This window comes from Thalassospira sp. CH_XMU1420-2 (assembly GCF_037029325.1).
Lineage (GTDB): Bacteria > Pseudomonadota > Alphaproteobacteria > Rhodospirillales > Thalassospiraceae > Thalassospira > Thalassospira povalilytica.
Genome location: NZ_JAYMEG010000009.1, coordinates 1 through 14723 on the forward strand (window position 1 = coordinate 1; position 14723 = coordinate 14723).

11 protein-coding genes are annotated in these 14723 nt (G+C 55.7%); 3 read left to right on the forward strand and 8 right to left on the reverse strand.

The window, feature by feature from the left end; translation table 11 throughout:
• Window positions 1-72: 72 nt before the first annotated feature.
• Entirely contained in the window at window positions 73-3285 is a 3213-nt protein-coding gene (locus WA429_RS20055) for a DUF490 domain-containing protein (protein WP_336107797.1), read from the reverse strand.
• The gene (locus WA429_RS20060) at window positions 3282-5360 is read right to left on the reverse strand and encodes an autotransporter assembly complex protein TamA (protein ID WP_287464876.1); all 2079 of its coding nucleotides are present in this window, start codon (window positions 5358-5360) and stop codon (window positions 3282-3284) included. The genes WA429_RS20055 and WA429_RS20060 overlap by 4 nt, the downstream gene beginning before the upstream one ends.
• A gap of 301 nt (window positions 5361-5661) precedes the next feature.
• Here WA429_RS20060 and WA429_RS20065 point away from each other — a divergent pair, with 301 nt between their 5' ends.
• Window positions 5662-7632, forward strand: a complete 1971-nt coding sequence (locus tag WA429_RS20065; protein WP_287464875.1) for a GNAT family N-acetyltransferase — start codon at window positions 5662-5664, stop codon at window positions 7630-7632.
• Window positions 7633-7664: 32 nt separating this feature from the next.
• Here WA429_RS20065 and WA429_RS20070 read toward each other — a convergent pair whose 3' ends face one another.
• The 3 genes from WA429_RS20070 to WA429_RS20080 all read right to left on the reverse strand — a co-directional run bounded on the left by WA429_RS20070 (window position 7665) and on the right by WA429_RS20080 (window position 9755).
• On the reverse strand, window positions 7665-8792 hold the full coding sequence (locus WA429_RS20070) for a peptidase C39 family protein (protein ID WP_287464873.1): 1128 nt from the start codon (window positions 8790-8792) through the stop codon (window positions 7665-7667).
• Window positions 8793-8954: 162 nt separating this feature from the next.
• Complete coding sequence (locus WA429_RS20075) at window positions 8955-9368, reverse strand: TIGR01244 family sulfur transferase (RefSeq protein ID WP_068517373.1); 414 nt, start codon at window positions 9366-9368, stop codon at window positions 8955-8957.
• A gap of 162 nt (window positions 9369-9530) precedes the next feature.
• A complete protein-coding gene (locus tag WA429_RS20080) occupies window positions 9531-9755 on the reverse strand; it encodes a YgaP family membrane protein (RefSeq protein ID WP_068517372.1) in 225 nt (74 codons plus the stop codon).
• Window positions 9756-9940: 185 nt separating this feature from the next.
• Here WA429_RS20080 and WA429_RS20085 point away from each other — a divergent pair, with 185 nt between their 5' ends.
• Both WA429_RS20085 and WA429_RS20090 read left to right on the forward strand, forming a co-directional pair.
• Window positions 9941-10681: a TenA family protein gene (locus WA429_RS20085; RefSeq protein ID WP_287464872.1), complete on the forward strand. Its 741-nt coding sequence runs from the start codon at window positions 9941-9943 to the stop codon at window positions 10679-10681.
• The gene (locus WA429_RS20090) at window positions 10678-11169 is read left to right on the forward strand and encodes a GNAT family N-acetyltransferase (RefSeq protein ID WP_206927717.1); all 492 of its coding nucleotides are present in this window, start codon (window positions 10678-10680) and stop codon (window positions 11167-11169) included. Before WA429_RS20085 ends, WA429_RS20090 begins: the two co-directional genes overlap by 4 nt.
• 55 nt (window positions 11170-11224) lie before the next feature.
• Here WA429_RS20090 and WA429_RS20095 read toward each other — a convergent pair whose 3' ends face one another.
• From WA429_RS20095 to WA429_RS20105, 3 genes are all read right to left on the reverse strand, one after another.
• Window positions 11225-12562, reverse strand: coding sequence for a 3-carboxy-cis,cis-muconate cycloisomerase (locus WA429_RS20095; RefSeq protein ID WP_287464870.1), 1338 nt, complete (start codon window positions 12560-12562; stop codon window positions 11225-11227).
• A gap of 152 nt (window positions 12563-12714) precedes the next feature.
• Complete coding sequence (gene pcaF / locus WA429_RS20100; protein ID WP_250283817.1) at window positions 12715-13920, reverse strand: 3-oxoadipyl-CoA thiolase; 1206 nt, start codon at window positions 13918-13920, stop codon at window positions 12715-12717.
• Between the two features lie 23 nt (window positions 13921-13943).
• Window positions 13944-14717, reverse strand: coding sequence for a CoA-transferase subunit beta (locus WA429_RS20105; protein ID WP_068517368.1), 774 nt, complete (start codon window positions 14715-14717; stop codon window positions 13944-13946).
• Window positions 14718-14723 lie beyond the last annotated feature (6 nt).

The following is a 14723-nucleotide window of genomic DNA, read 5'->3' on the forward strand; positions in this document are numbered from 1 at the left end:
GTGATAAAATCACTTAATTTGAGCCGGAAAAGCGCGATAAGTGCAAGTTTGACGGATTATAAGTGCAATCCTCTATACATAGGGCCAGAATTCGGCAATTTCGCCATTCATCCGCACACTTGCCGATACCGGTGCGGCAAGATCGGGACTGAAATTCTGCGCAAGGACCGAAACCGCAAGCGGGACTGTCCCCTGTGCCGACAGGATTTTGACATCACGATTGCCAAGATTGGCCGTACCGTTAAGGATCCCCTTGGCAAGATCAAGGTTAAGAACCATTTCAAACGGCTCCATATCCTTGACCGTGTTTGCGGTAATGCCACTGATCCGACCTTTGACGGCAGCCACGGGCAAAGCGCCCTTGGTCTCGCGCAAGCTGGCCGACAGATTTGCAACACCGCTTACCCCGTCATACCCGGCAATTCGGCCCCATGGCCCCAGATCGACATCATCAAGCGAAAGGTCACCGGCAATCGATTGCTGACCTGCTTCCTGCGCAACCGTTGCCACCAGACGACCGGACCCGACGGTTACATCAGCATCCAGGTTTTGCTGACCGTTTGCTGCCATGACAAATTGCAACGGGCTGCGCAGTTTGATGGCCTGGTCACTAAGCGCGAAGTCGAACTTGCCCGCAACCACACGGATATCATCACCCAACCCGATATTCGCAGCCAAATCCGCCGACATCGGAACATTGCCCTGATAAAATCCGGTCGTGTTCATCGTGACGTCAAAGGCATCCAGCCCACCCATGATCCCGACGGTAACGTCATCAATGGCGACGGGTGAAAAGACGATATCCTTGCCATCAATATTGGCCTTGATATCGGGTTGGGCAAAGGCATCACGGATTGTCGCGGCAATATTCACATTCTCGATCATTGCCGGATTGCCATCGGGCTGCTGATCAATACGCAACCCTTTGGCCAAGGCCGACAGCGTGACGGTTTGACGCCCGTTTTCCGGCACAAAGCCGATATCGCCACTGATCGTTCCATTGGCAAAGGGCACCCCGAAATCGCCAAGCATTTCGGCATCAAGCTTGGTTAGCTCAAGACTGCCCTTCATCGGGACGACATAACCCGGCAGAACAAGTTCACCGCCCAGATCCAGAAATTCACCGCGCAACAGAATGTCGTTGATCAACAGTTCATTTTCCGGCAGGCGCATATTCGCCGCGATGTCATAGGCATGCTTGCCCAGATTGAACGAACCGCTATTGCGCAGCGCCAATACCGCCTGATCAGACCATGACATGCGGCTCGATAACACAACATTATCAATGCGTTGTCCGCCGGCTTTGACATTTGGCACCCGCAGGTCAATCTGACCGGGCGGGGCGGCAATATCCCCGTCCAGACGCACCGAAAGCTTTGCCGGTGCAATCGTCACCCCGATATCGGGTGGCACCGTGCCCGGCGCGACATCAAGATCGGCGGTAACAGCAAGACGTTCAAATTCGTTTGTGATGTCGACTTTGACCGGCCCATTGAGCGTTGCGGCATTTACCGCATCCAGATCAACCGCCAGATCAAGGTTGGGCAGAAGCGCAACCTTGCCCGAAATCGTGGGGGACGGTCCGACAATCCGGTCAAGATCGGAAATCCCGAACACGGTTTGCGTGCCCGAAACCGTCACATCACTTTTCAGACCGTCCTGTTCCGACCAGCTCAGATTATCAAGCGTAACCTTCCCCTGCCCGCCAAGATCAAGACCGGAAATCGGCGCAAAGATCGACAGATCGGCAACATCACCGACCAGCTTGGCGCCGTTAAGCGAAAATGTGTCATCAATTTCAGCAGACCCGTTGACCGCCATTTGCGGCGCAGTCAGCACCAGCTTGCCGACCGATATCCTCGAAAAATCCGGGTTGACCAGCGCATCGAGCGAAACTTCCTGATCCGCACCCAAAAATGCACCAAGATCACTGTCCTGCCAGACGGTGCCCGATGTCGATGCATCAAGGCTTGCCGCAACCGGCCCGTCCCCATCAGATGCCGGCATGTTGGCGCGCACTTGCATGCGTGCGATCGTCGAAACCGGTGTTGCAACATCCTGACCATCAATCGCAACGACAAGACCGGGCATGGCAAGATCGCCATTGGCCTCGACCGACAGTGCAACCTGCCCCCAGCGTACCGCATCATCAAGCAGTCCGGACAAGGCCGGATCAATATCGCCATCCAGCCGTGCGGCAATCAGGTTTTCGGCCAGATCAAGATGTGCACTTGCCGACAGATCAAGCACATCTGCCATCGCCACCGTGATGCGATCAAAGGCAAGTTTTTGATCATCCGCATTGAATGCCCCGCCAATGCCAAGGGCAATATCCCCCCTTAACGGTTCGGGCAAATCACCGGAAATACGGTCAAATGTCTGAACCCCGCCATCCAGCGAAAAGGCCAGAATATCGGATGACAATTGCACACCGACATCGCCGGTCAGCGCCGCATAACCGCCTGCGGTCAGTTCAAGTTTGCCGCTCCAGTCATCGGCCGGACCATCCCCGGCAAGCTTGATGCGCACATCGGGTGCAATATCGGGCGTCACCCCCGCAAGGGTCATGACCACACCTTCGCGGCCCAGTTCCCCGTCAATTCTGGCCGACAGTCGCTGTTTGGGGCCATCAAAATCAAGATCGACATCAAGCTGATCGCTGCCACCATCAAGTGGCTGCAAATTCAGCGCAGCTGTCGCCGAAAGATTGGTGCCGATCGCGCCATTGGCCTTGAGGCTGTATAAAAACCCCTTGCCCGAAACCGGTTCAACCAGCGCAATTTCGCGAAGATCAATCGCATCAACCGACACAGCAAGCGGCAAACTGAACCCGCCACTTTCATCGGGTGTTTCGTCATCGGGGGTATCGGGAAGACTGCCATCAGGAAGCACGATGCTGGCCGTTTGCAAACCGACATGATTGATTTGCAATTTCCCGCCCAAAAGGGCCAGTGGCGACCAGTCAAAATCGACCTGGTCAAGATCCAGGTGAAAGCCGTCTGCCGCGCGTTCCATTCGCAGATCATCAAGTGTCAGTCCGGTCCACAAGCTGCCCTCAATCCGGCCAAGCTCAAATGAACTGTCAGTCGCAGCCGAAACCGTTTCATTGATCATCGGCGTCAATGCGCGCAATACCGGGCCGGTTCCGGCAATCCCGACAACAGCAGCCACCGCAAGGACGGCCCCCCCAACACCAAACGCACCGTAACGCGCCCATTTCAGGGCTGGTTTACGGCGTTCATGTTCATGCGGCTTATTCTCTGACGGAAGTTCAGACCTGGTCAAAATGCCTGCCCCAGACTGATATAGAATTGATAGTCATCATCGACATTTTCACGCTTATCAAGTGGCACGGCAACGTCAAAGCGCAATGGCCCGACGGAGGTGTAATACCGGAAACCGAGACCGGCCGCCCATAACAGGGAAATGTCTTCGGGTTCACTGCGCGCATAGACATTGCCGCCTTCGACAAACGGCACGACGCCGAAACTTTCGGTGACCCGGGCCCGGAACTCAAAACCGAGTTCAAGAACCGAACGCCCGCCAAGCGGATCATGATCATCATCAAGGGGGCCGACTTTCTGATATTCATAACCACGGATCGACCCGCCGCCACCGGAATAATAGCGTTTGTTCGACGGCAAATTGCCGCGTTCCTCGCCAATGATTGTCCCGGTCCGCGCCCGTGCGGCCAAAACATAATCCCCGTCATCATCAATCGAAAGATATTGCGACCCGGACAGCGACACCGATGTGAAATTGGTATCATGATCGGTCAGCCCCATATAGGGCGACACATTGATTTCAAACCGCGTTCCGCGCGTGGGATCAAGCGGATTGTCCGTATTGTCATGGCGCAGGATACCGCGCAAACCGGCAAGGTAGAATTCCTCGTTCGGGGAATCCGACCCGGTCAGGTCGGAATATTCCGCCGTCACACCAAGGGTCGTCGACCAGTTTTCACCAAGCGGACGTTCGACACCGACAAAACTGTCAACCGTTGCACCCTGATAGGCATCGGTATCGTTGTTTTTTGCATTCGCCTCGGCCACCAGGGCCTGTTTGCGTTGCAGGAATTGCGGTTTTTTGAATTCTGCACTTAGACCCTGTTCAAGGCTTGAGGCATCGGCACCAAGCCGCAACCGTTCACCGGCACCGAACAGATTTCGATGTTCCCAGAATGCGTTGGCGCCCGGGCCATCCGCGGTCGAAAAATCAACCCCGCCGCCGATTGACCGCACTTTGCGTTCGACCACATTGATTTCGACGGGGATCTCGCCGCTTTCGCCCACCCGGCCTGCGACCTTGACGATCACACTGTCAAACAGGTTGGTCTGCGCCAGATCGCGCCGCGTTTCGCGCACCCGTTCGGGACTGTATTGTTCGCCGGCCCGCCAGCTGCGATATCCCGCGATGAAATCCTGATCGACCTCTTCGGCACCATTGACCGTGACCGCGCCGAAATTGGCCTTTGGCCCGGTTTCAAAGGCATATTTGATCGAAATGGTTTTCTGTGCGGTATCGGCCATCACCGTGCGCTTGGTCGCCTTGACCAGCGGATAGCCCTGATCGCGCAGGATATCGACACCGAATTGTTCACCAAGAATGATCGGTTCTGCCGTGGCGCGCTGACCGATTTGCAGGCGGGTTCTTTCAAGTTCGGCATCGGTTGCCGGGCGTTCGACGACTTCGTCCGGGCGCACAATCACCAGATCAACCGACGCAATCAGATATGGCGCACCGGTATCAATCATATAGGTCAGAACAAGCGGTGTGGGTGCGCCATCGCCATTCTCACCATTATTACCGTTATCACCGTTTGCACCATTGTCGCGGTTATCAGCGTCATCAACCGTGTCTTGCGATGCGGTGCCATTCACCGTGTCATTTGCGGTGACATCGTCATTTTCATTATTCTCGCTGCCCGCCGGATTGCCGTTTTCTTCGACGGGCGCGTCATCACCGGTTTTTTCGGTGATCTCGAACGTGATCTGGCCGTCATAGAATCCTTTGGATCGCAGAACCGCCTGGAACCGTTCAACATCATCTTCGGCCCGTCGTTGCAGTCCGGCACGCGATGCGGTCGGGCGTGACTGTAACCGGCGCGCAGTACTGACCGCGTTCAAAGCCTCGATCAGTTGTTCTTCATGATCGTCAATGCCGGTCAGCACCACCTCATAGGGGATGGTGGTGCGCAGATCAGCCGGGGCTTCTGATTCGCCATTGCCAAACCCGAAATCCAGCCCGCCAATTCCTTCGTCAGATGAGCACGCAGCCAGCATCGTTCCCGCCATCAATAGCGGAACGATCGCAGCAGATCGCCCATATGATCCAAGTTTGCGGCGGATGCGGCTTGTCAAACGTCATATCCCTTGTGCTTTGTGTCCGGTCAGGTGACGCCAGTTAACATCGTTTGGCGTTCTTTTATACCCTTTGATCCCATCAGGGATTGTTGCAAACAGAATTGTTGCTATTTTCAAAACAGCGAACTGAAAACACCATATTTTCATTCATCTTACAGGTCGAGTGTCACCTGTGCCACTTCCCATGAAAAAATGGCATGGCTGTGAACAATATTCGCACTTGTGAGCTTTTTGGTTTGAGCGTACCGGGAGTTGCGCGCAACATATGCATCACATCCAATCGCAGGAGGTCCGTCTCGTGGCTTCGACCCAGACCAATACCGTCATTATTCGCAACGCAGTACGTGCCGACCTTGATGGGCTTTGCGCCCTTGAGACCACCAATTTTCAAAGCGACCTGATTTCACGCGCCTCTTTTTCGCGCTTCTTGCGTCAGGCATCTGCGCGTCTGCTTGTTGCGGATGCCGGCGATGCCGATAAACCGGCCATTGTCGGATACGGATTGCTGCTGTTGCGGGCCAATGCGGTCGTCGCCCGGATTTACTCGCTTGCTATTTCACAGGAATGGCGCGGCAAAGGTCTTGGCACACAGCTTCTGGCGGGGCTCGAGAATCTGGCAATGGATGCCGGTTGCCATCGTATGCGCCTTGAAGTGCGGGTTCAAAACGACACCGCGCGCAATCTGTATGAGCGCCACGGCTATCAGAAGGTCGCCGATCTTCCGGGCTATTACGAAGATGGCGGTGACGGCATTCGCCTTGAACATGCGCTCTATGACGGTCAGACCGATGTCACCCCGGCGGTTGCCACCGGTGCACCACTGATCCTTGTTGATCGCCTGTCCGATCAGCGTTTTGCTGTTTCGGGGGCGCGTGTCATGCGGGTGCGTGACTATCTTGCGCTTGATCACGGGGTGCGCAACCGCCGTGTGATCAACCTGTGCCAATCCTATGAATATCTGTCGCGCGGCTATTATTGCAGTCTTCTGGCTGCTGCGCGCGCCGAACGTGTCATTCCCGAGGCCGATGTGCTTCTGGACCTTAACTGGAAACGTCTTCAGAAAACCGCGCGTTCGGAACTCAGCCCGCAGATCATTGATGCGCTGGCAAAATCGGGCCATGGCCCGGAACAGGCACCGGATCATATTGATGTCTATTTCGGACGCACAGCCGACAAACGGTTCCGCCAGATCGCCGAACGGGCGTTTGACCAGTTCCGCTGCCCGATCCTGCGCCTGCATCTGAACAAGCAGGACCGCAAGATTTTGCGCGAAATCGAAGCCCCGTCCCTTGGCCAGCTTGATGACAGCAACCTTGCCGAATTTGAAGCTGCCCTTCGCGCCTATTTGCGCGGACGTGTGCGCAAGCAGGGCAACGTCACCCCGCCGACCGCACTGGTCGCGATCCTGCATGACCCGGACGAAGTTTTGCCGCCGTCAGACAAGGAAGCATTGGCAAACTTTGTTCAGGCCGCATCCGATCTTGGTGCCAAGGCCGAACTGATCACGGCCAAGGATTTCCATCATCTTTCGGAATTTGATGCACTTTTGATCCGTGAAACAACGGCCCTTGATCACCATACCTATCGCTTTGCCAAACGCGCGGTAAAGGAAGGCATTCCGGTGATTGATGATCCGGACTCGATGTTGCGTTGTACCAACAAGGTCTATCTGGCCGAGTTACTGCGCACCCATCGTATCCCGGCCCCGAAAAGTGCGATTTTTGACAAGCGCCGCATTGCCGAAATCGGCCAGCAATTCAGCTTCCCTTCGGTTCTCAAGGTTCCGGATGGCTGCTTCTCGCGCGGGGTGCGCAAGGTGAAATCCCCCGAACATCTTAATGAAGTCGCGACCGAGATGTTCAAAAACTCGGAACTTCTGGTCATTCAGGAATATGTCGAAACGACATTTGATTGGCGTATCGGTGTTCTTGGCGGCGAGCCGATCTTTGCCAGCCGCTATTTCATGGCGCCGGGCCATTGGCAGATCGTCAAACATGAAGATGATGGCAAAAGTTTCGAGGAAGGCGGGTTTGAAACGCTTGCCGTTGAAGATGCGCCCGCCGATATCGTTGCAACCGCCCTTGCCGCGGCCCGTCTGATGGGCGACGGACTTTATGGTGTGGATGTCAAGGAAACCCCGCATGGCCCGATGGTGATCGAGGTGAACGACAACCCCAATGTCGATGCCGGGGTCGAGGACGTGGTTCTGGGCATGGAGCTATATCGCCGCATCATTGCGCATCTTCTGGGCAAGATTGCCCGCCCCTGAATTCGCAATCGCACCTTAAAAAAAGGCCGGGTTTACCCGGCCTTTTTGTCTATGAAGACGGCGGCTTGCAGTTTGTCGCGCCCGTATCTGGCCATCAGGTCAAATTCGTTGCGCAGGATCGGCACCGACAAACAATCACTGCCATTAAACGGTTCGTGATCATCGCCGATATCGGGATCACTCACATAGACAAACCGGTCATCAAAGCCCGACACCACGACCCAATGCGGGATCTTGTCACCGTAAATGCGGTACTGGCTGATCAGGACCAGCGCCATCTTTCCCTGTTTGGCACGTTCTTCGATTTCGGCCACACCAAACGGTCCGGTCGTCACCGCAATGCCCGCATCCTGGGCCTGACGGGCAAAATCATAATGCACCAGTTCGACCACTTCGCGGTTTTTGGGTTTGCGCACCGTATCAACAAAAAGCGGCCCGTCGCGGCTGCTTAGCACCTCGGCACCAAATCCGCGACGATTGGCCGCCAATGCCAGTCCCAGTGGACCACATCCGCCGTGACCCGATGTCATGAACACGGTGGTTGCTTCGCGCCAAAGGGCAATTTCCAGATTGCGATCAAGTTCAAGTGACGGATCAAGCGCATTCATCGCCATCATCAGGGCCGCCGGGCCGCAGGTAAATGGCAATGTCTGGTGATAGAAATGAATGGGGGATGGCAGACGCAGGGCATTGGGCACCAATACCTTTTCCATGCGCAACGCGTCGGAATGATCGGGGTAATAATCCGGATAAAGCGCAAACTCAGTGTAGCCCGCCGCATGAAACAGCGAAATGGCGCGATCATTTTTCTGACTGACTTCCAGACGCAGGATTGGCGCACCGAAATCAAGGCTGAGTTCTTCGGCCCGGGTGATCAATTGCTGCCCGATCCCCTGCCCGCGCCATTGCGGCGATACCGCCAGGGAATACAGACGCGCAAGTCCAACATTGCGCCGGAAAATCACCAGCGCATAGCCAACCAAGCCATCATCGGTGCAGGCAACGCACAGACGCGCGGTTTCGCTTCCGACAAAGCGTTTGAATGCGCGCCGGTTCAGCCGGTCAATTTCAAAGGATTGATCTTCAATCTCGCACAGCGCATCAATGTCGCCAGGCATGGCCAACCGGATATCAATTTTGGCCTTTTCACGCGTATTCAAAGTCACACCCACAGCAGAAAATCTGACACACGGTATCATACCGTCCTGTCATATCGACATGATTTGCAAAAATGCGATAGTGCAATTTTGGCAGGCGTGCCGCGCATTTATGCGATGGGGACCGTTCCCATCGCATAAAGGTCAATACACGGACAGCCGCAATTAGGCGCGCGCAGCAATGCGCGGCAATAGCGGCGACATGTCATAACCGGCATCCGATGCCGATTTGATAATGTCCTGAACCGGCAAATTTCCGGCATTGGCCAGCGACCACAGGATCGTGCAACGCGTGCCGGTCCGGCAATAGGCAAAGATCGGCTTTTCCGCCGCGGCAAGATTGGCGGCAAATGCGTCGGCATCGGCGTCCGAGACATTGCCACTTGCGACCGGCTGGAAAATTGCCTTGATGCCGGCGGCTTCGGCCTTGGCGGCAATCTCGGCAAAGGATGGCTGGCCCGGGTCTTCATTATCCGGGCGGTTACAGATGATGGTCTTGTAACCGGCCTTGGCAATCTCGTCGATCGCATCAAGTGGCAATTGCGGGGATACCGTCAGGTCGTCGCTCAGGCGTTTCATTTTTCTGTTCCGTTATGTCTTGCCGATGGCGTACCGCAATCTGCCCGTCAAAACGGACATGCGCAGAACACCTTAACTGATACGGATGCCACTATAGCGCGGTCGTTGCAACCGCTTGAACAGAAAATTGTCATGTGCAGACGACTGACAGCAACCCGCACGTTATTTCGAAAGCGGACAGGTCCGAACACCCAGCAACAGATAAAGCGGGCAAAACCGGAAGGCCGCGGTCAATAACATGACAATCCCGGCTGCAACCATCACCCAGCCGAATGTCCCATAGGCCACCATCCCCTGTTCGGGTGTTGCCATAATCAGCGGCAAGGCAATCAGAAACGCACCGACACAGGCACGCAATACACGATCAATCATCCCGACATTTGCCATGACATCCTCCTTGGGCCGTCGCTGTAAGATCACACAAGCATTATATCATTATGTATTGATTTACATTGATAATGATCAATTGGCGGCCAATTCGAAGACATGTGATTTGGATTATTGCCCTTGTATGAGCGGCATGTAAAAAGGGGAAAAATCAAAACACATCAAAACACATCAGGAACCGTGCCGTGACGATCGATATCCCCCAGCCTGCTGCGGCTTCATCCGCCCCGGATTATCCCGAATGGAAACGCGCCAACCCGGACGGCAGATTTTCAGATTGGCTTAAGGCATCGGTTGCTGAAAACTGGCATCGCGTCACGCATCATCCCTTCACGGATGCCTGGGGTCAGGCGGCAATCCCCAAACGTAATCTTGAAAACTATCTTATTCAGGATCATCGCTTTATCGACCGGTTTGTTGCCCTTCTGGCTGCGGCGGTATCGCGCGCCCCGACATTGAAGGACCGCATTCCCGGCTGCCAGTTTCTGGCTCTTCTGACCGGGGCTGAAAACACCTATTTCGAGCGATGCTTTGTCGCACTTGGCGTTACCGATGAAGCCCGCGCAACACAGCCCGACTGGCCTGCCACCAGCGATTTCAAACAATTGATGGCCGATGCCGCCAATGGCACCAGCTATGCCGATATGCTGGCCGTACTTGCCGTGGCCGAAGGCACCTATCTTGGCTGGGCGGACCGGGTCAACCGGTCCCTGACAGAGCGCCCCAAGGATTTCTGGTATGCCGAATGGCTTGATCTTCATGTCGGTGCGTATTTTGAAAGTGTGGTTGGCTATCTGAATGATCAGCTTGATCAGGTTGGCCCCACCCTGTCGGCATCGGAACGCAACGGCTGCCTTTCGTTCTTTGCGCGGGCAACGGAACTTGAAGTCCGGTTCTTTGACACCGCGTGGGGATCAGCGCAATGATCACCATTCGCCGGTTTCGCGACGAAGATGCCGCGACAATGACCGACATATATGCCCGGGCGGTCGCCGAACTCGGCCCGAAATCATATGGCCCGGAACAGGTGGCGATCTGGGCCAGCCTGCAACCAAATCCCGATCAGTTCAAAAAACTGATGACCGACGGGCGTTATTGCCTGGTCGCGGTTGATCAGAATGATCGTGCGGTTGCCTTTGGCGATGTTGAACCCGATGGGCATATCGGATTTTTATATGCCAGCCCCGATGTGGCAGGAACCGGGGTGGTTGCCAGCCTTTATGGTGAACTTGAAAACGCTGCTAATGCGCAAAATATCGGCAAGCTCTATTCCGAGGCCAGCGAACTTGCCAAATCCTTCCTGCTTAAACAGGGGTTTTCCGTGGTCGAACGGCGCGACTTTGAAATCAATGGCGTTCCGATCCACAATTATGCTGTTGAAAAGCGCCTGCGTAAACCGGGCCAACCCACTTAAAAAAGGCTGCCAACGGTTTGTCGCTGGCAGCCTTTTGAATTTGAAACCGGTTTGATCAGTCGCGCAATCCGCGTTTGGCTGTCCCCAGAACACGATCGATGAACAAATCTGCCTGCCCGACATAGTTTGCAGGATCACCGACCTGTGCCCAGTTTACCGGCGCGTCGGTCAATTTGGGCAATTCATCAAACAGGTTCGACCCGTTTGCCGATGATTTGGCAATGGCGTCCTTGACTAGCTTGTCCGCGGCATCACGCCCGATATGGTCGGCAAGAGCAAAGGTCGCGGCTTCTGCCAGCATCGCCCCGCGCGACAATTCAAGATTTTCGGCCATGCGCCCGGTATTGATTTTAAGGTCCGGCACCATATCGACGGCCTGCGCCAATGCCGTTCCCGCCGCAATAATGATCTGCGGCAAGGTCAGCCATTCCAGAAGCCAGCTTGATCCGCAACGTTCATGATCATGAAGCTGTGACTGGCTGAAAACGCCAAGTTGCCCGGCATTGAAGCGTGCCAGTGTCACAAGCATTTCGGCCTGCACCGGGTTGGATTTATGCGGCATGGTCGATGACCCACCGCCCTTGCCCGGCTGGACTTCGGCGATTTCCGATTGCGCCAGCAAAACAAGATCCTGACCCATTTTGCCAAGCGCGCCGGTTAACGCTGTTAACTGGCTTGCGAAATCCACCAGAACATCACGCTGCGCATGCCAGGGCATGTCTGATGCCGGAAGATCAAGTTCTTCGGCCAGGTTGCTTTCGACATCGGCAGCCTTTGCCCCGATCGATGCCAGCGTTCCCGCCGCCCCGCCAAAGGACAGCCGCAACAAATCCGCAGCCAAGCTGTCGATCCGCCGGTCGATCCTCACCAGCGGTGCCAGCCAACCGGCTGCCTTCAGGCCGAATGTTGTCGGAACAGCCTGTTGTGAACGGGTGCGCCCGATCATCACGGTCTTGCGATGCGTATCGGCATGGGCCGCAAGCGATCTGGCCAGTTTGCGAATGCGCCGACGGATGATGCCGATTGCATCGCGCAACCGCAATACCAGTGCGGTATCAACCACATCCTGACTGGTGGCACCGAAATGGGCGAACCGGGCATCTTCACCGCCAATTTCGGCCTTTAATGCCTTGACCAGGGCCGGGACCGGTACACCGGCACTTGCCGTTCCCGCCGCCAAAGACGCCGGGTCCGGATTGAAATCGCGGCAAACTTCGGCAATCCGTGCGGCACTTTCCCCCGGAATGACGCCTGCGCGGGCTTCTGCCGCGGCAAGGGCAGATTCAAACAGCAACATCGAGGCAATCTGTGCCCTGTCATCAAACAGGGCCGCAATTTCCGGATCGGAAAACAGCCCTCCAAGCAGGGCCGAGTCAAAAGGCGAAATCGTCATCAGGTCAAATCCACCATGGTAATCAGGTGCGAATTCATAGTGTCGCGCTGTGCAACGGGATGGTCAACAACGCAAAAAGAAGCCCCTGCCCGTTCAGAAACATCTGAGCGCACAGGGGCGTCTTTCAACTCATAGGCAAATCGTTCCCGGGATCAGACTGCTTCAAGCGCAATCGCAATCCCCTGACCGACACCAATGCACATGGTCGCCAATGCGTATTTGCCGCCCGTGCGTTTAAGCTGAAGGGCCGCCGTACCGGCAATACGTGCACCCGACATGCCCAACGGATGACCAAGGGCAATCGCCCCGCCATTCGGGTTCACACGCGCGTCATCATCGGCGATGCCAAGATCACGAAGGGTCGCAAGACCCTGGGATGCGAATGCCTCGTTCAGTTCGATGACATCAAGCTGATCAGTGGTCCAGCCCAGACGTGCCAGAAGCTTTTTCGATGCCGGTGCCGGGCCAAAGCCCATGATGCGCGGGGCTACACCCGCCGTCGCACCACCGACAACCTTGGCAATCGGTTTCAGGCCATATTTCTTGACCGCGGCTTCGGATGCCACGATCAGGGCAGCCGCCCCGTCATTGACGCCCGATGCGTTACCCGCGGTTACCGAACCGCCTTCGCGGAACGGGGTCGGCAATTTGGCAAGGGTTTCAACCGTGGTACCCGCACGCGGATGTTCATCGGTATCCACCACAACCGGATCGCCTTTGCGCTGGGGAATGGTCACCGGGGTGATTTCCTGGGCAAGGGTCCCGTTCTGCTGGGCAGCGACGGCCTTTTCCTGTGAACGCACGGCAAAGGCATCCTGATCCCCGCGCGAAATGTTGAAATCTTCGGCAACGTTTTCACCGGTTTCGGGCATGGAATCCACGCCGTACTGCTTTTTCATCACCGGATTGACGAACCGCCAGCCAATGGTGGTGTCATAGATTTCCGCATTGCGCGAAAACGCCGACGTTGCCTTGGGCATCACGAACGGTGCGCGTGACATGCTTTCAACGCCACCGGCAATCATCAGGTCGGCTTCGCCCGCCTTGATCGCGCGTGCGGCAATGATGATCGCATCCATGCCCGAACCGCACAGACGGTTGACCGTGGTTCCGGTTACGGTTTCGGGCAATCCGGCCAGAAGCGATGACATGCGTGCAACGTTGCGGTTGTCTTCACCTGCCTGGTTGGCACAGCCAAAGACCACATCGTCAACCGCACCAAAATCAAGATCGGGATTGCGTTCAACCAGTGCCTTGAGCGGCACCGCGCCAAGATCGTCGGCACGTACCTGTGACAGGCTGCCACCAAAGCGGCCAATCGGGGTACGGATGTAATCGCAAATATATGCGTCAGCCATTTCTAAGATCCTTGTTATTACTCTTACTGCTGACCCGCATGGGCCTTGGCGGTACGAGCATGCAGTTCACGAAGAACCTGCAATTCTTTCTCGGACGGGATCGCAGTTTCGGCGACTTCGTCGGCAAACTCAACATCCCAACCGGTATTTTCGATGATTTCTTCGCGGGTTACGCCCGGATGGATCGACGTCACGATGAACTGTTTGCCGACCGGATGCGGTTCCATGATGCAAAGATCGGTAATCAGACGCGACGGTCCTTTGGTATCCACACCATAGGACGCGCGATCATCACCGCCCTTGCCATGACCAAGCGAGGTCACGAAATCGATCTTTTCGACAAAGCCGCGTTTGCTTTGTTTCATCACCAGGAAAACTTCGCCACAGCTGGTTGCGATTTCCGGCGCACCGCCACCGCCCGGAAGACGGACTTTGGGGTTGTCGTAATCACCAATCACGGTGGTGTTGATGTTGCCGTATTTATCAAGCTGGGCCGCACCAAGGAAACCGACCGAAATCTTGCCGCCCTGAAGCCAGTAGCGGAACATTTCGGGCACCGGAACCGTGTTCACAGCGGTTTCGCACAGTTCACCATCACCGATCGACAGCGGCAGAACGTCCGGTTTGGTGCCAATCGTGCCACTTTCATAAATCAGGGTGATGTCAGGTGCATGAGTCAGTCGCGCCAGGTTACAGGCCGCAGACGGCATACCGATACCAACAAAGCACACATCGTCGTTTTTAAGCGCGCGTGCGGCGGATACCGTCATCATTTCAGTCGGGGTATATTCAACCATGATCTT